Raw genomic sequence first — 16,536 nt, 5'->3', positions numbered from 1 at the left:
TCGACGGCCACGACTACGCGACTACGCGAGCATCAGGTTCAGGTTTTGAATCGCGGCGCCGGACGCGCCCTTTCCAAGATTATCGAAAACCGCCGACAGCAGGACCTGCCCGTGCTCCTTGCTGGGAAATACGCTCAGGCGCAGGTTGTTCGTCCCGTTCAGCGCCTGCGGATCCAGATGCTTCAGGGCGCCAGACTCCTGCAGCGGCAAGACATGGACGTGCTCCGCCCCGGCATAGTGGCGCGCGAGGCAGTCTTGTAGCGTGGCGCCATTCACCCCGGGTGCCAGCAGCCGCAACGCCAGCGGCACCGTCAGCACGATGCCCTGGCGGAACGCACCGTACGCCGGGACAAAAATGGGCGGCTGCGAGAGCCCGGCGTGCTGCTGGATCTCCGGCGTGTGCTTGTGAGCAAGCTCCAGGCCGTAGACCTGATATGAAGGCGCGTTGACAGCGCCGGGGCCCTCATATTCCTCCACGCCCGCGCGCCCGCGTCCCGAGTAGCCGGATACCGCATGGATGCTGATGGGGTAGTCGCCCGGTATGAGCCCGACCTGCACCAACGGCCGCAGCAGGCCAATCGCACCGGTCGGATAGCAGCCGGGGTTGGTCACGCGACGCGCGTTTGCAATGCGCTCCGCCTGGCCCGGCGTCATCTCCGGCAATCCGTAAGTCCAGTCCGGGTGTGTACGGTGCGCAGAGCTTGCGTCGATAACGCGAACCGCGGGATTGACAATGGTGGACACGGCCTCGCGCGCGGCGGCGTCCGGCAAACAGAGGATGGCGATGTCGCAGGCATTGATGGCTTCTGCGCGGTGCCGCAGGTCTTTGCGCTCCGCCGCCGCAAGCGTCATCAGCCTGATATCGGTCCGGTTACGCAGCCGTTCGTGGATTAGCAGCCCGGTGGTGCCCTGGTCGCCGTCGATGAAAACAACAGGAGAGCTCATACGTGAAATACCCCGCTGACTTTGCGTTGCATGAAAGAGATCGAGCCCCTATGTTCCATGTACCGCTACAATAGAGAAAGTTGAATTTCATAACACTGACGTTCAGTTTTCCTGAATCTGGATGCCGACATGCGAGAGATCAGCCTGGACCGCTTGCGCACGCTGGTTGCCATTGCAGACCGCGGCTCGTTTGCCGACGCGGCGCGCGCATTGCATCTGGCGCCGCCAACGGTCAGCCTCCATATCGCTGAGCTCGAAGACCGCATCGGGGCGCAACTCCTGTCGCGCAAGCGCGGACACGTCAGGCCGTCGGCGATCGGAGAAGCGCTGGTGGAGCGCGCGCGTCGGCTGCTGGCAGACGCCGAGCAGGCGCTAGACGATATTCAACGCCAGGTGCAGGGACTCGAAGGGCGCGTGCGGCTTGGTGCGTCGACTGGCGCGCTGGCGCACCTGTTGCCGCAGGCGCTTGAGGGGTTGCGCCAGCACCATCCCGCCATCGACATCCAGGTTGCAGTGCTGACCTCACAGGAAACGCTGTCCCGACTGGCGGACGGGACGCTGGACGTAGGGCTGGTCGCCCTGCCTCAGCCCCCGGTGGCCGGACTCGTGATCAAGCCCTGGCGGCGCGACCCCGTGATGGCGTTCGTGCCGGCGCATTGGCAGTGCCCAGCGCGCGTCACGCCTGAATGGCTGGCTGCCCAACCGCTCATTCTCAATGACGCGACCACGCGTCTTTCACGCCTGACTGCGGAGTGGTTCGCGACTGCGGGGCATCATCCTGCGCCTCGCATCGAACTCAACTACAACGACGCGATCAAGAGCCTGGTCGCGGCAGGTTACGGTGCAGCGCTGTTGCCCCACGAGGAGACCGCGCCCTCGCCCGACAACCGCATTGTCATGCGACCGCTGAGCCCGGCGTTGTGGCGCCGGCTCGGCATTGCGCATCGCGCAGGCTACGTCGAGCGGGCCACTCAACACGTACTGGATATGTTGCGGGATCTGCGACTGGCGTAGACGTCGCCCCGGCACTTGCGCGGCAACCGCATCTCTCATGCGTCCAGTCGTGGCGATGCGCCTGGCCGGCGGACGATCCGGCCAGGCGCTATCGCGGGAGCGGGAATTACTGCTTGGCTCCTCCCTTGTTAATGGACTGCATCACCGCTTCGGTCATCTGGTCGATCGTGAAGCTGGCCGGCCTCTGGCTGGGCGGATAGTCCTTGAACGTCTGGAGGAACGGTCCGACGCGCGACGATGCATAGCTGATCAGGTACGCGTTCTTTGCCGTCCAGTCGTAGTATTGATCGGAAACGATATCAGCCCGCTCATAGGGATCCATGCGCAGGTTGAACGCCTTCGGCACACGCAAGCATGTGAAGGGGTTGGCCCACACTTCAAAGCCGCCGGGATGCCTCTGCTCGCAGAAGACGAACTTCCAGTTGTTGTGCCGCATCGCCACCAATACTCCATCGTCGTTGAAGTAGAAGAAATCCTGGCGAGGGCCGGTGTTGGTCTGTCCGGTCAGGTATGGAAGGAAGTTATAGCCGTCAAGGTGCACCTTGAATGACTTTCCGCCGATGCTGGCGCCCTTTAGCAACCGTTCCTTGATATCGGTATCGCCGGCTGCGGCAAGCAAGGTCGGGAACCAGTCGAGCCCGGAGATCATCGTCGTCGACACGGTACCGGGCTTGATTCGGCCGGGCCACCGGATCAGTGCCGGAACGCGGAACGCACCTTCCCAGTTGGTATCCTTCTCGCTTCTAAATGGCGTGGTCGCAGCGTCCGGCCATGACCACTGATTGGGGCCGTTGTCCGTCGTGTAGATGACGATCGTGTTGTCGGTAACCTTCAGATCGTCGAGCGATTTGAGCAGCTTGCCGACATCTCCGTCGTGCTCGAGCATGCCGTCGGCGTATTCATTGCCCGGCATGCCGCTCTGGCCTTGCATGGACTCGCGCACATGCGTGAAGGCATGCATGCGCGTCGTATTCATCCACACAAAGAACGGCTTGTCAGCCTTGACCTGTTTTTCCATGAAGCCGATCGCGGCCGCGGTGGTTTCGTCGTCGATCGTCTCCATCCGCTTACGGTTCAGAGGGCCGGTGTCGTCAATCTTGCCGTCTGCGAAGGAATGGAGAACGCCGCGCGGGCCGTTCGCCTTGACCCAGGCCGTGTCGTTCTTCGGGTAATAGGGGCGCTCAGGTTCCTCTTCCGCATTCAGGTGGTAGAGGTTGCCGAAGAACTCGTCGAAGCCGTGTGCGGTCGGCAGGTATTCGTTGCGGTCTCCGAGGTGGTTCTTGCCGAATTGCCCCGTTGCATAGCCCAGCGGCTTGAGCGCCTGGGCGATGGTCACGTTCTGCGCCTGCAAGCCAATTGCCGAGCCGGGGATGCCAACCTTCAGCAAGCCCGTGCGCAAGCCAACTTCACCGGTGATAAAAGTGGAGCGCCCCGCTGTACAACTGTTCTCGCCGTAGTAGTCGGTAAGCATCATCCCTTCGGTGGCAATGCGGTCGATATTGGGTGTGCGGTAGCCGACCACGCCGTGGCTGTAGGCGCTGATGTTGGTTTGCCCGATGTCATCCCCGAAAATGACCAGGATGTTCGGCTTCTTGCCAGACGACGAGGTAGCCGCCAACGCTGGCGCAGAAGCGGCATCCACCGGCGTATTGGCCGCGACCGGCGGATTGGCCGGGGCCGGCACTGGCGTGGCCGCGCTGGAATCCGGGGCCGTGGCGGGCGCCTGTGCCGCTGGCTGCTGCGCCTTTGGTGGCTCCTCCTTCTTGCCGCAGCCCGTGATCGTGAGCACCGCTGCCATGGTGGCCAGCATCAACAGGCTGCTGCCTCCTCTTTTCACCATACCTTCCTTGCCTCGATGCATTTCCCGCCTCCGTTCATTGCCCACCGTCGGTTTGTCGCTGCTCTCATCACCTGCTGCACAACAGCAATGTGGTCATTGCGCCGCGCGAGCGCGGCGCTGGGTAAAGCACTGTGACAGTGCCCTCCCCCGCCGCGGCGGGGACGGAAAGCCTGCGCGCCGAGCGCGTGACTCTCCCTCCGCCATGCACGAATCGCGCGCGGAATGCACCTTGAGGCTATCGTTGCAGAAGAAAACGAGAAGCGGAATTGAGAATTTTCTGGCCGAGATGTTAGTGATCTTTGAATTGCGAGACGTGACTCTGGCCACTGGGTGTTGATTTGCACTGAGAACTGACCCACCTGACCCGGTAATTTGCATCGAATGTTGACCCACGTGTAGAACACTGTCCTGCTCGGCAACGGGCGGGAGTTCGGAGTGATCGACGTGGCCATTTTGAGCATCATTCGACGCTGGCACCTGCGCGACCAGATCCCGCTTCGCGAGATCGCCAGGCGCCTTGGTATTTCCCGCAACACCGTTAGGCGTTACCTGCGTGCAGACGTCACGGTGCCTGCCTATCCGACGCGACACAGCCCCAGCAAGCTCGACGGCTACGCCGCCAAGCTGTCGGCCTGGCTTAAGACCGAAGCCAACAAGCCGCGCAAGCAACGGCGTACTCTCAAGCAAATCCACGCTGACTTGTGTGCACTCGGATTCACCGGATCCTATGACCGCGTGGCGGCTTTCGCACGCCGCTGGCGCCAGGAGCTACAGCAGCAATCGAAGGCCGCGAGCAAAGGCACGTTCATTCCTTTGCGTTTTGCCGAGGGCGAAGCCTTTCAGTTCGACTGGAGCGAGGACTGGGCAGTCATTGCCGGCGAGCGTACAAAGCTGCAAGTCGCGCAATTCAAGCTCAGCCATAGCCGGGCATTTTTCCTACGCGCATATCTCCTGCAGACTCACGAGATGCTGTTCGATGCCCATCAGCACGCCTTTACTGCCTGGGGTGGCATCCCGCGGCGCGGCATCTACGACAACATGAAGACGGCGGTGGATCGGGTTCGGCGCGGCAAGCTGCGCGACGTGAACCTGCGCTTCAGCACCATGGTCAGCCATTACCTGTTCGATGCCGAGTTTTGCAATCCGGCCTCTGGCTGGGAGAAGGGGCAGATAGAGAAGAACGTCCAGGACAGCCGCCATCGCATCTGGCAGCGGATCCCGTCATTTGGCTCGCTCGACGCGCTCAACGACTGGTTGGCCGATCAGTGCGTGCTGCTTTGGCAACAGACCCGTCACCCCGAGCTCGACATGACGATATGGGAAGCGTGGTCTCAGGAACGCCCCCATCTCATGCCCGTAGGTCAGGCGTTTGATGGCTTCGTGGAGCACACCAAGCGCGTCTCGCCGACCTGCCTCGTACACTTTGATCGCAACCGTTACAGCGTGCCAGCCTCATATGCCAATCGGCCCATCAGCTTGCGTGTTTATGCCTCGCGCCTGGTGTTCGTTGCCGAAGGGCATGTCATTGCCGAGCACGTACGCTGCATCAGTCGAAGCCACGGCCATGGCAGCACGATCTATGACTGGCGTCACTATCTGGCCGTTCTGCAGCGCAAGCCCGGTGCACTACGCAACGGCGCGCCATTCGCCGAGCTTCCCGATGGATTCAAGCGTCTGCAGCGCATCTTGCTGAAGCGAACCGGTGGCGATCGCGAGATGGTGGAGGTGTTGGCGCTGGTCCTGTTGCACGATGAGCAGGCAGTGCTGATGGCCGTTGAGCTTGCGCTGGAGACCGGCGCGCCTTCCAAGCAGACAGTCCTCAATATTCTTAGCCGTCTGCTGCAGGGCGAGCCCATTTCGCCCATTACCGCCCCGCAGGCGCTGGCATTACGCGTCGAGCCCGAGGCCAATGTTGGCCGCTACGACACGCTGCGGGAGGTCAATCATGCAGCATGAGGTCATGGTGGAGATGCTCAAGGCGCTGAAGCTTCATGGCATGGCGCAGGCGCTTGGCGATCTGGCGGAACAGGACTCACCCGCTTACCAGGCTGCGGTGTCCATTCTGTCGCGGCTGCTCAAGGCCGAACTCTCGGAGCGCGAGGTCAGGTCCCTGGCCTACCAGATGAAGGTGGCCAAGTTTCCGGCGTATCGGGATCTGGTCGGCTTCGATTTCAGTTGCAGTGAAGTGAACGAGGCTCTTGTGCGGCAACTCCATCGATGCGAGTTCCTCGAGTCGGCCCACAACGTCGTCTTGGTAGGTGGACCGGGTACGGGCAAAACGCACATTGGGACCGCCATCGGCGTGCAAGCTGTGGAGCATCACCATCGCCGGGTCAGGTTCTTCTCGACGGTCGAACTGGTCAACCTGCTGGAGCTAGAGAAGTCGACCGGCAAACCAGGCCACATGGCCACGCGACTTATGTACACGGATCTGGTGATCCTGGACGAATTGGGCTATCTACCATTCAGCCAGGCTGGAGGCGCCATGCTGTTTCACCTTATCAGCAAGCTATACGAGCGCACCAGTGTGATCATCACGACAAACCTGAGCTTTGGCGAGTGGTCGGCCGTGTTCGGTGACGCCAAGATGACCACCGCCTTACTGGACCGCCTCACACATCACTGCCACATCGTGGAGACAGGCAACGACAGCTACCGCTTCAAGCACAGCACCACTCAACCCAAGAAGGAGAAACGGACCGCCAAGCAAACACCGCCTCAAGACGAAGCATGAACCCAGGGTGGGTCAATTTTCGATGCAAATGCTGGGTCCGTTTTCCGTGCAAATCAACAGACCGACTTGAGACTCCGAATGACGGCCCCGACCGCGGAGGCCCTCCCCTCCTAAGAGTCACACTCCGCACGCCATTGCATAAACCCTTTTACCCGCTAACTTTGAGAATCTAACCCACTAACTGTGAGACAAAACTCAATAACTTTGAGACGTGACACCCCCTCTGCCCCACACCTGCGACAGCCCGTCACACCCGTCACCCCGCGCACGTTTCTAAGTTTTGTTCTAAACTTTCACAAATTTCTGAAAATTCAAAACAGACAATGCAGCTCTCGCCCCTGGTCCAGCGCTTTGTCCTCCACTTCGGTGAGATGGGCAGCCGCTGGGGGATCAACCGTACGGTTGGTCAGATCTATGCCCTGCTCTTCACCGCTGCGCGCCCCCTGAACGCCGACGAGATCGCCGAATCACTCGGGTTCTCGCGCTCCAATGTCAGCATTGGGCTCAAGGAACTGGAGTCCTGGAACCTGGTGAAGCTGTCGCACCAGCCCGGCGACCGCCGCGAGTATTTCTCCGCGCCCGACGATGTCTGGGCGATCTTCCGCACGCTGGCCGAGGAACGCCGCCGGCGCGAGATCGATCCCACACTGTCGATGCTGCGCGAAGTCCAGCTGGAAACGCCGCTGTCTGACGAAGACCGGCATGCGCAGGCCCGCATGAAAGAGATGTACGGGCTGATCCTGCTGGTCACCACGTGGTTTGGCGACACGCAGAAGCTGGACGTCGCCACCCTCGAAAAACTGATGCGCCTGGGCTCGCGCGTCACCAAGCTGCTGGACGTCAAGGACCGTCTTACCTCTGCCATCGGCATGGGCGGCGCCGCGAAGGACAAGACCGGCAAGGCCGACAAGGCCCCGGCGAAATCCGCCGGCAGCAAAACCCCCGCAAAGTCTGCCCGCCCCCGCAAGGAGTAACCCGTGTTTGCAAGTGTCGATCCGGTGATACTGGCGCGCATCCAGTTCGCCGCGAATATCACGTTCCACATCCTGTTTCCCACCATCAGCATTTCGCTGGCCTGGGTGCTGCTGTTCTTCAAGCTGCGCTACAACAAGACCGGCGATGAAAGCTGGATGGACGCCTACCGCGTCTGGGTGAAGATCTTCGCGCTGACGTTCGCGCTGGGCGTGGTCAGCGGCATCACCATGAGCTTCCAGTTCGGCACCAACTGGCCCGGCTACATGGAGACCGTGGGCAATATCGCCGGCCCGCTGCTGGCCTATGAAGTGCTGACTGCGTTCTTCCTCGAAGCCACCTTCCTGGGCATCATGCTGTTCGGCATGCGGCGTGTGGGCAACCGCATGCATACCATTGCCACGCTGCTCGTGGCCGGCGGCACCACGCTGTCGGCGTTCTGGATCCTGGCGCTGAACTCGTGGATGCAAACCCCGGCCGGCTTCGAGATGATCGATGGCCGCGCGCATGTCACCAGTTGGTTCGAAGTCATCTTCAATCCGTCGTTCCCCTACCGGCTCGTGCACATGCTGCTGGCGTCGGGGCTGACCGTGGCCTTCCTGCTGGCGGGCATCTCGGCGTATCGCTGGCTGCGCCAGGACCGCGGCCGCGAGGTCATGCATTCGCTGCGCACCGGCGTGACGCTGGCGGCGTTGCTGATTCCGCTGCAGATCGTGGCCGGCGACCTGCACGGCCTGAACACGCTGCATCACCAGCCGGCCAAGATCGCGGCCATGGAAGGCATCTGGAAGACCGAGAAAGGCGCACCGGCCGTGCTGTTCGGCCTGCCCAACGCCGCCACGCAGTCGAACGATTTCGAGATCGCGATCCCGAAGCTTGCATCGATCTACCTGACCCACAAGGCCGATGGCGAGATCAAGGGCATCGACGCCTTTGCCGACCGCCATCCGCCCGTGGCGCCGCTGTTCTTCGCCTTCCGCATCATGGTGGGCGTGGGCCTGCTGATGCTGGCCGTGTCGTGGCTGGGCACCTGGCAGATCCGCAGGCAGGGCGCGCCGTCGCCATGGCTGGCGCGCGTGCTGGTGGCCATGACGTTCTCCGGCTGGATCGCGCTGGTGGCGGGCTGGTATGTCACCGAGATCGGCCGGCAGCCCTACCTGGTCTACGGCGTGCTGACCACCGCGCAGGCCGCGTCCAAGGTGCCGGCCGCGATGATCGGCAGCACGCTGGCGATGTACCTGTCGCTCTATCTGCTGCTGATCGTGGCCTATATCTCCGTGGTGTTCCACCTGGCCCGCAAGGCGGGCAAAACCGGCGCGGCCGGGCCGGTCGCCGGCACGCCGCAACCCGTTATCGGCCAAACCAGGAGCGCGCAATGAACCCGGCCACGATTCACGACCTGACCCAGCCGGCCGGCTGGCTGCCGCTGGTGTTCCTGGCGCTGATGGGCCTGTCGATGCTGATCTACGTGATCCTCGACGGATACGACCTGGGCGTGGGCGTACTGCTGCGCCGCGCCGATGACGCCGACAAGGACACCATGATCGCGTCGATCGGGCCGTTCTGGGACGCCAACGAAACCTGGCTGGTGCTCGGTGTGGGGCTGCTGCTGACGGCGTTTCCGCTGGCGCACGGCGTCATCCTGACCAACCTGTACCTGCCCGTGGCGTTGATGCTGGCGGGCCTGATCATCCGCGGCGTGGCGTTCGACTTCCGCGTCAAGGCGCGCGATCCGCACAAGCCGTGGTGGAACTTCGCGTTCTATGCGGGTTCGCTGCTCGCCAGTTTCTCGCAGGGGCTGATGCTGGGACTCTATATCACCGGCTTCCGCTACGACCTGCCCAACCTGCTGTTTGCCGTGGCCGTGGGGCTGTGCCTGGTGGCCGGCTACTGCCTGCTGGGCGCCACGTGGCTGATCATGAAGACCACGGGCAGCCTGCAGCTGCGCGCCATCTACTGGGCCCGGCGCAGCCTGTGGCTTACGGCGGCCGGCGTGGCGGCGATCTCGGTGGTCACGCCGATGGTCAGCACGCGTATTTTCGACAAGTGGTTTGCGCTGCCGAACATCATCATGCTGGCACCGATCCCGTTGCTGACGATGGGCCTGTTCGTGGTCATCGAACGGTTCCTGCGGCGCATGCGCAATCTGCACGCCAGCGGCAACGACCGCTGGTGCTGGCTGCCGTTCGCGGGCACGGCCGTGATCTTCCTGCTGGCATTCAACGGCCTGGCCTACAGCCTTTTCCCGTACCTGGTGGTGGATCGCATCGACATCTGGCAGGCGGCCAGCGCGCCGGAATCGCTGATGGTGATCCTGCTGGGCGCCGCGGTGGTCCTGCCTACCATCCTGGGCTATACGGCCTATGCGTACCGCGTGTTCTGGGGCAAGGCCACCGACCTGCGCTACGACTGACGGGGCATCCGTCGCGATCAGTCGCGACGGCAAGCCGCCCCGGCGGGTGTATGCTGGCGACAGCCAGACAACACCCGCTTTTTCGTTTCGTACCTTGTCCGCCTCGCCCGACCCCACCCACCGTGCGCCTGCGGGCGCCACCACCGGCCCGCTGATGCGCCGCCTGCGCAGTCACGCCGGCGATCAGGTTCGCGCGCTCACGCGCAGCAATTCGGGGCTGACCCTCGACTACGACAATCCGCCCGGCGACCCCGGCCTGTTCGGCCCGGACGCCGTCTGCTGGCGCGTGCACGCCGATTTTCCGGCGATGCTGGCCGGCGGTGTCAGCGCCCTGCTGCTGCAGGCGCTGCATCCGCGCGCACTGGCCGGCGTATGGGACCACTCCACGTTTCGCACCGACATGCAGGGCCGCCTGGGCCGTACCGCGCAGTTCATCGCCGGCACCACCTATGGCAGCCGGGCCGACGCGATGCGGCTGATCGAACGGGTGCGGCGCATCCATGCGTCGATCCAGGGCACCGCACCCGATGGACAGCCGTATGCCGCCGATGACCCCGACCTGCTGACGTGGGTGCACGTGGCAGAGGTATCGAGCTTCATGGCCGGATACCTGCGCTACGTGGGCCCGCTTTCCGTGGCGGAACAAGACCGCTATTTCGAGGAAGAAGCCACGGTGGCGGCGTTGCTGGGCGCACCCAACGTGCCGCGCTCGCGCGCGCAGGTGGACGCCTATCTGGAGGCGCAGCGGCCCGGCCTGGTGAACAGCGACCGCACGAAAGAGGTGGTCCGGCTGATCATGGCGATGCCGGTGGCGAATCCGTTGCTGGTGCCGGCCGTGCGGACCATGGCCGATGCGGGCGTAGCGCTGCTGCCGCCCTGGGCGCGCCGGATGCTCGACCTGCACCGGCCGTCGCTGCGCCGCTCGCTGGCACTGGGCGGCATGCGCGGACTGGCGCCGACGCTACGCTGGGCGCTGGGGCCGGGGCTGGCTGCCCGCGCCCGACGGCGCGTACAGGCACAGCCCGCCGGCTGAATACTCTGATTACTCTGCCGTGGCCGCCGCCTTGGCTGCGGCGGCAGGGCTGCCGCGCAGCGTCGTTTCCTTCAGGCGTGCCACAAAGAACGGCGCGATCAGCGACACTGCCGCGCTCATCAGGAACAGCACGCGGAAGGCGCGTTCGGCGGCCAAGCGTACCGCAGCGGCGTCACCTTGGTCGCCGCCCGACATCGCCCGGCGGAACATGCTCATCAGCACATCCTCGCCGCCGCTCATGTCCGACACGGCCACGCCGCTATGACGCAGCAGCGCGATCAGCACCGTGGTGAGAACGGCCACGCCCACGGCGCCGCCCAGCAGCCGCGAGAACGCGGTCAACGCCGTGGCGATGCCCACCTGCTGCGGCGGCACGGAGTTCTGCGTTGCCACCAGCCCGCTGGGCAGTTGCAGGCCAATCGACAGGCCCAGCACGATCATCACCAGCGCCGCCAGCGTCACCGATTGCGGCGGTGTAAAGGCCAGCGCCACGATCGCCACGGGCGCCACCAGGCAGCCAGTCATCTGCAGCGGCTTGTAGCGGCCGCTCCACGACATCAGCCGGCCGGAGATATAGGCACCGAACGGAATCGCCAGCGTCAGCGGCACCAGCCGCAGCGCGGCGGTGTCGGCATGCGCGCCGCCCACCACCTGGAAACGCAGCGGCAGCAGCACCGACATCGCGATCAGCTGGAAGAAGCACAGGAACAGCGTCAGGCAGCAGATAGCCACGGTGGGCACGCCCAGCATTGCAAGCGGAATCACCGGATCGGAGGCGCGGCGCTCCTGCCATACGAACACCACCAGCCCGATCAGGCCCGCCGCCAGCAGGCCGATGGTCTGCGGCTCCAGCGGAGAATGCCCCTGCCCCAGACGGGTCAGGAACACCAGCACGCCAGACAGGCCACCGCCGAACAGCAGCGCGCCAAAGTAGTCGATCTTGTGCTTGCGGCCGCTGACCGGCAGGTGGCGCAGCGCGCGCCGCACTACAACCAGCGCAATCAGCGACAGCGGAATGTTGATCCAGAAAATCCAGCGCCACGACAGGAAGTGCGCCAGGTAGCCGCCAATCACCGGCCCCGCCATGCTGGCCACGGCCCATACGCCGCTGACATAGCCCTGGTACTTGCCACGTTCGCGCAGCGGCACCACGTCGGCGATAGTGGCCTGCGACACCGAGATCAGTCCGCCGCCGCCCAGGCCCTGCAGGATGCGGGCGATGATCAGCATCGGCATGGTCGTAGCCAGCGCGCAGGCGATCGATGCCAGCAGGAACAGGATGATCGAGAACGTCAGCACCGAGCGGCGCCCGAGCACGTCGGACAGCTTGCCGTAGATCGGCGTCACCACCGTCGACGCCACCAGGTAGGCGGAAATCACCCAGGCCATGTCCTCGAAGCCATTGAGCTGCAGCGCGATGTCCGGCAGCACCACGGCCACGATCGACTGTTCGAGCGCGCCTAGCAGGATGGCGAGCATCAGGCCGAAGATAACCTGCATGACAGGAACGTCAGCCGGAGGGGCGTCGGGGGAAAGCCGGGATGAGGGCGCTGCGGACATGGTGTGGCCTGGCTGGCAGATGAAGGCCCGGACGGGCTTCGCTGCTCTTTTGTCGGGTAAAGGAGAGCGGCTATTTTAGGCGACTGCTGAAGACCGCGCTTGTCGATTCCCTTTCAACGCTGCCTTCCTGGCCCGGTTTCGACGCCAAAAAGCGACACCATCATCACTTGATCGGCAGTTATCCACAGCAGGCACGTACTGCCTGGCGCAACCATCGGTGGGCGGGATCGGTTTCGCGCCGCGCATGCCAGGCCTGCTGGAACGGCACGGACGGCAGTTGCACCGGGGGTTCGAAGGCCCGCAGCGCCGGCTGCGCGGGTGCGGCAGACAGCGTCCGCGCGGCCACGGTCAGGATCAGGTCGGTGCCGGCCACCACGTCGAGCGCCGCGCTCCAGTGCGGCAGCACAACCGCCACATGGCGGTCCAGGCCCGCTGCCGCCAGGGCCACATCGATATCGCTTGGCGCATCGAGCCGCATCGCCACCAGCACGTGGGGGCGCGCCAGCCACGCCTCGCGCGCCAGGCCACCGTCTGCGGGCAGCGTGGCGCGGTCTCCCACGCTGGTGTAGTGGTCCTCGAAAAGCAGGTCGGCGCCGATATCGCGCGGCAGATGCGGAAACACACCCAGCGCGAGATCGATCTCGCCATCGGCCAGCTTTGCCAGCATGGCTTCGCGGCTGGCCTGCACGGCGGCCAGATCGATGCCGGGCGCCTCCTGGCGCAGCCGGCGCACCAGCGACGGCAGGATGATGCGCGCGCCGTAGTCCGACAACGCCACGCGGAAGGTGCGCCGGGCCCAGGTAGATGCCAGCGGCGTGGCCAGGGGTGCCGTCATGTAAAGTCTCCGGTTCAAGAACGAAGCCCCATGGTGCCCGCGCTGCGGCCGCCAGGGAAATTCGCAATCCTTACCTGAGACATTCGCCGCATGGATGACCTGCGCCGCCTCGACATGAACCTGCTGCTGACGCTGCACGCGCTGCTGACGGAGCAGCACGTCACGCGCGCGGCCGTGCGGCTGCACAAGAGCCAGCCGGCGGTCAGCCACGCGCTGGCGCAGTTGCGCGATCGAAGGCCGAGACCCGCAGCAGGCCGTTGAGCTGGCTCAGTGCGTCTTCCAGCGGCGGCAGCAGTTCGCACGCCCGTGTTGTCAGCACCAGGCCGGCATCACGCCGCACCAGCAGGGGGTCGTCGAAAAGGATGCCGATGGGCATCGCGCTGATTGCGGGCGCCATGATCCCGTTCCAGGCCGGCACCAATGCCACGCTGGGCCGGTCGCTGGGCCATCCGCTGTGGGCCACGGTGCTGTCGCTGCTGCTGAGCTTGCTGGTGGTGCTGCCGGTGCTGTGGTGGATGCGCACGCCACCGCCGGCACTGGCCGGTGCCCTGCACGGGCCATGGTGGCAGTGGATTGGCGGCGTGTTCGGCGTGATCTACATCACCGCCGCACTGGTGCTGGCGCCCCGGGTGGGCGCCGCGAACTTCATCGTTGGCGTGGTGGCCGGCCAGATGCTGGCCTCGCTGCTGATCGATCAACTGGGGCTGGTGGGCCTGCCCAGCCGGCCCGCCACGTGGATGCGCGTGGCCGGCGTGGGACTGGTGCTGGCCGGGATGGCAGTCATGCAATGGCAACCATCCGGTACGGCAGCACAGGCGGGCGGCTCCGCTCCCGACGCCGCCTCGCTACGCAATCACCAGGGTTAGAACGTCTCCCAGTCGCCGGTATCGGCCGTCGCCGGCGCCGGTGCGGCGGCAGGACGACGACGAGCCGGCGTGCCCAGCACGGGTTCCTTGCGCTGATGCGTGACCGGCGAGCGCGCCGCGGCCGGCTTGGCCGCCTGGCGCGACAGCACGGGCTCGGCCTTGGGATTGCGCTGCACGGGCGGGCGGGCTGCGGCGGGCACGGCGGCGACACGAGACGTGGCCGGGGTCCGGGTCGGGACCGGGGCCGATGCGGCCGGCGCCGGCTTGGCGGGCTTCCTGGCGGGACTGGCGGAATGGGCGGGATTGCCGGTCCTGGCACGCCTTGCCGGCTCGGCTGCAGGCGCGGGCAGTGCCCGGGCTGGCTTTGCGGCAATGGCGCGTGCGGGACTGACAACTTCCACCATCGTCACGCGCGGCGTCGACAGGCGCCCGGCGGCGCGTTCAGCGGCGGCACTGCCGCCCTGCCCCAGGTCGAAACGCGCCACTTCGGTCACCAGGCCACCGGCCTGCTGCATCAGGCTTTCGGCGGCGGCGCTGGCCTCTTCCACCAGCGCGGCGTTCTGCTGCGTCACCGTTTCCATTTGCGTGATGGCAAGGCTGACCTGTTCGATGCCGGCGGTCTGCTCTTCGCTGGCCGACGAGATCTCGCCCATGATGTCCGTCACGCGGCGCACTGCGGTCACGATATCGTCCATCGTCTTGCCGGCCACTTCCACCTGCCTGGCGCCGTCCTGCACCTGGCGCACCGATCCATTGATCAGTTCGCCAATTTCCTTGGCCGCCGACGACGACCGCTGCGCCAGGCTGCGGACTTCGGCCGCCACCACGCTGAAGCCACGGCCCTGCTCACCGGCGCGAGCCGCTTCCACGGCAGCATTCAGCGCCAGGATATTGGTCTGGAATGCAATGCCCTCGATCACGCCGATGATTTCCGATACACGGGCTGACGACTTCGAAATGCCGTCCATCGTATCCACCACGCTACGCACCACGCGACCGCCTTCGGTAGCCACGTCCGACGCATTGACGGCAAGCTGGTTTGCCTGCCGCGCATTCTCGGCGTTCTGGCGCACCGTCGACGTCAGTTGCTCCATCGATGCCGCCGTCTGCTCCAGCGAGGCCGCCTGCTCTTCGGTACGCTGCGACAGATCGGTATTGCCGCTGGCGATTTCGCGGGCGGCGGTATCGATCGAACCGGCCGCCTGCTGGATGCCACGTACCAGCGTGCCCAGCTGACCGAAGGCACGCTCAAGCGCGCCGAGCATGCGGCCCATTTCATCCTGGCTGCGCACCTGGATCGCATGGCCGAGCTGACCCTGCGCCAGCGCTTCGGCCGCATCCAGCGCCTGGTGGGCCGGGCGCGTCACCGAGCGCGCCAGCCCCATGCCCAACAGCGCGGCAATGACAGCCGCCGCCGCCGACATGCCGATCAGCAGGTTGCGCGTGAATACATACTGCGCCGACGCCTCTTCGACCGCCGCCGTTGCCATCTTGCGGCCCAGTTCGGCAGCGCCGTCGAGCCTTTCGAAGTACGCTGCCTGGGCCGCGGGCAGCGTCACCACCAGCCCGGCACGGGCGCCGTCGAAGGCGCCGCCGCGCAGTTGCTGCATGACGAGGTCGAGCTGGCCGTTGTAGTTGGCGCGCACCTGCATCAATTCCTCGAACCTTGCCCTGGAATCGGCACTTGGTGATGTACGCATCACCTTACCCAGGTCTTCCAGCGTGGCGCTGACCTGTTCGCGGATCTTGCCGATCTTCCCGGCATTCTGTTCAGCCAGTGCCGGGTCTTCGGTCAGGGCGGCGTCGCGCACCAGGATGCCGATCGTCAGCACCTGCTCCTTCGCCAGTTTCAGATCCATCACACGCAGCAACCGTTGTTCCACGGCCTGATGCATCGCATCGTTCATGCCGCCCAGCGCCCTGACGCCCACTGTGGCCACCATGGCCAGCAACAGCACCACCACGGCAAATGCCAGCGACATCCGCGCGCCGATACCCAATTTCCGCAAGCCCATCTGTTCGTACCTTTCGTCTGTCCGGTTGTATTTGTACGAGCTGCATTCGCCCGAAGAGGGGCGTCGCACGGCCGGGTAACGGCAGGGCGCACAACGCACTTGAGCGAATAAATGAAATGGGGGGGAAAGTCGCTGCTCTTCCACAAATTGGGGGGGCAGCGCATGGCGTCTAATCTGCTCCACGCACTTCGATCCCGCCGCAAATGGGCGGGCGCGGCAGTCGCCGGCAAAACGGCGGATGGCAGCGAAGGACGCGGGCTCAAAAAAAAGAAGCCCACGCGCGGGGTGCTCGTAGGCTTTCAGGACTGC

Annotated in this window: 13 protein-coding genes and 1 pseudogene; 9 read left to right on the top strand and 5 right to left on the bottom strand. The window is 64.8% G+C overall.

Features of this window, described 5'->3' with window-relative positions:
* Positions 1-21: 21 nt before the first annotated feature.
* Positions 22-945, bottom strand: coding sequence for an N-acetyl-gamma-glutamyl-phosphate reductase (argC, locus tag ACOABP_RS26125; RefSeq protein WP_474228585.1), 924 nt, complete (start codon positions 943-945; stop codon positions 22-24).
* A 129-nt stretch (positions 946-1,074) separates the two neighbouring features.
* Between argC and ACOABP_RS26120 the strand changes: the two genes are divergently transcribed.
* The gene (locus ACOABP_RS26120; RefSeq protein WP_474228584.1) at positions 1,075-1,959 is read left to right on the top strand and encodes a LysR family transcriptional regulator; all 885 of its coding nucleotides are present in this window, start codon (positions 1,075-1,077) and stop codon (positions 1,957-1,959) included.
* A 106-nt stretch (positions 1,960-2,065) separates the two neighbouring features.
* On the opposite strand, the gene ACOABP_RS26115 is transcribed toward ACOABP_RS26120, so the two are convergent.
* Positions 2,066-3,769: an arylsulfatase gene (locus ACOABP_RS26115; RefSeq protein ID WP_474228583.1), complete on the bottom strand. Its 1,704-nt coding sequence runs from the start codon at positions 3,767-3,769 to the stop codon at positions 2,066-2,068.
* 465 nt (positions 3,770-4,234) lie between these two features.
* On the opposite strand from ACOABP_RS26115, the gene istA reads away from it, so the two are divergent.
* From istA to ACOABP_RS26085, 6 genes are all read left to right on the top strand, one after another.
* Positions 4,235-5,755, top strand: a complete 1,521-nt coding sequence (gene istA / locus ACOABP_RS26110) for an IS21 family transposase (protein WP_474224628.1) — start codon at positions 4,235-4,237, stop codon at positions 5,753-5,755.
* Positions 5,745-6,533 (top strand): IS21-like element helper ATPase IstB, encoded by a 789-nt coding sequence (gene istB, locus ACOABP_RS26105; protein WP_066736875.1) that lies wholly within the window; start codon positions 5,745-5,747, stop codon positions 6,531-6,533. The genes istA and istB overlap by 11 nt, the downstream gene beginning before the upstream one ends.
* Before the next feature lie 323 nt (positions 6,534-6,856).
* On the top strand, positions 6,857-7,507 hold the full coding sequence (locus ACOABP_RS26100) for a GbsR/MarR family transcriptional regulator (RefSeq protein WP_474228582.1): 651 nt from the start codon (positions 6,857-6,859) through the stop codon (positions 7,505-7,507).
* Positions 7,508-7,510: 3 nt separating this feature from the next.
* Positions 7,511-8,884, top strand: coding sequence for a cytochrome ubiquinol oxidase subunit I (locus ACOABP_RS26095; RefSeq protein WP_474228580.1), 1,374 nt, complete (start codon positions 7,511-7,513; stop codon positions 8,882-8,884).
* A complete protein-coding gene (locus tag ACOABP_RS26090; RefSeq protein WP_474228579.1) occupies positions 8,881-9,918 on the top strand; it encodes a cytochrome d ubiquinol oxidase subunit II in 1,038 nt (345 codons plus the stop codon). The genes ACOABP_RS26095 and ACOABP_RS26090 overlap by 4 nt, the downstream gene beginning before the upstream one ends.
* A gap of 154 nt (positions 9,919-10,072) precedes the next feature.
* Entirely contained in the window at positions 10,073-10,951 is an 879-nt protein-coding gene (locus ACOABP_RS26085) for an oxygenase MpaB family protein (protein WP_474230554.1), read from the top strand.
* Positions 10,952-10,960: 9 nt separating this feature from the next.
* On the opposite strand, the gene ACOABP_RS26080 is transcribed toward ACOABP_RS26085, so the two are convergent.
* Together ACOABP_RS26080 and ACOABP_RS26075 are read right to left on the bottom strand one after the other, a co-directional pair.
* On the bottom strand, positions 10,961-12,511 hold the full coding sequence (locus ACOABP_RS26080; protein WP_474228578.1) for an MDR family MFS transporter: 1,551 nt from the start codon (positions 12,509-12,511) through the stop codon (positions 10,961-10,963).
* A 178-nt stretch (positions 12,512-12,689) separates the two neighbouring features.
* A complete protein-coding gene (locus tag ACOABP_RS26075; RefSeq protein WP_474228577.1) occupies positions 12,690-13,346 on the bottom strand; it encodes a LysR substrate-binding domain-containing protein in 657 nt (218 codons plus the stop codon).
* Positions 13,347-13,436: 90 nt separating this feature from the next.
* On the opposite strand from ACOABP_RS26075, the pseudogene ACOABP_RS26070 reads away from it, so the two are divergent.
* A pseudogene (locus tag ACOABP_RS26070) lies at positions 13,437-13,577 on the top strand (helix-turn-helix domain-containing protein); the annotation flags it as partial.
* A 131-nt stretch (positions 13,578-13,708) separates the two neighbouring features.
* On the top strand, positions 13,709-14,212 hold the full coding sequence (locus ACOABP_RS26065) for a DMT family transporter (RefSeq protein WP_474228575.1): 504 nt from the start codon (positions 13,709-13,711) through the stop codon (positions 14,210-14,212).
* Here ACOABP_RS26065 and ACOABP_RS26060 read toward each other — a convergent pair.
* Positions 14,209-16,194, bottom strand: coding sequence for a methyl-accepting chemotaxis protein (locus ACOABP_RS26060; protein ID WP_474228574.1), 1,986 nt, complete (start codon positions 16,192-16,194; stop codon positions 14,209-14,211). The genes ACOABP_RS26065 and ACOABP_RS26060 overlap by 4 nt on opposite strands.
* Between the last annotated feature and the right edge of the window lie 342 nt (positions 16,195-16,536).

It is taken from the genome of Cupriavidus sp. HE11, from assembly GCF_056097175.1.
The sequence above is the reverse complement of the archived record's forward strand: the minus strand, read 5'-3'. Positions and strand labels throughout refer to the sequence as shown.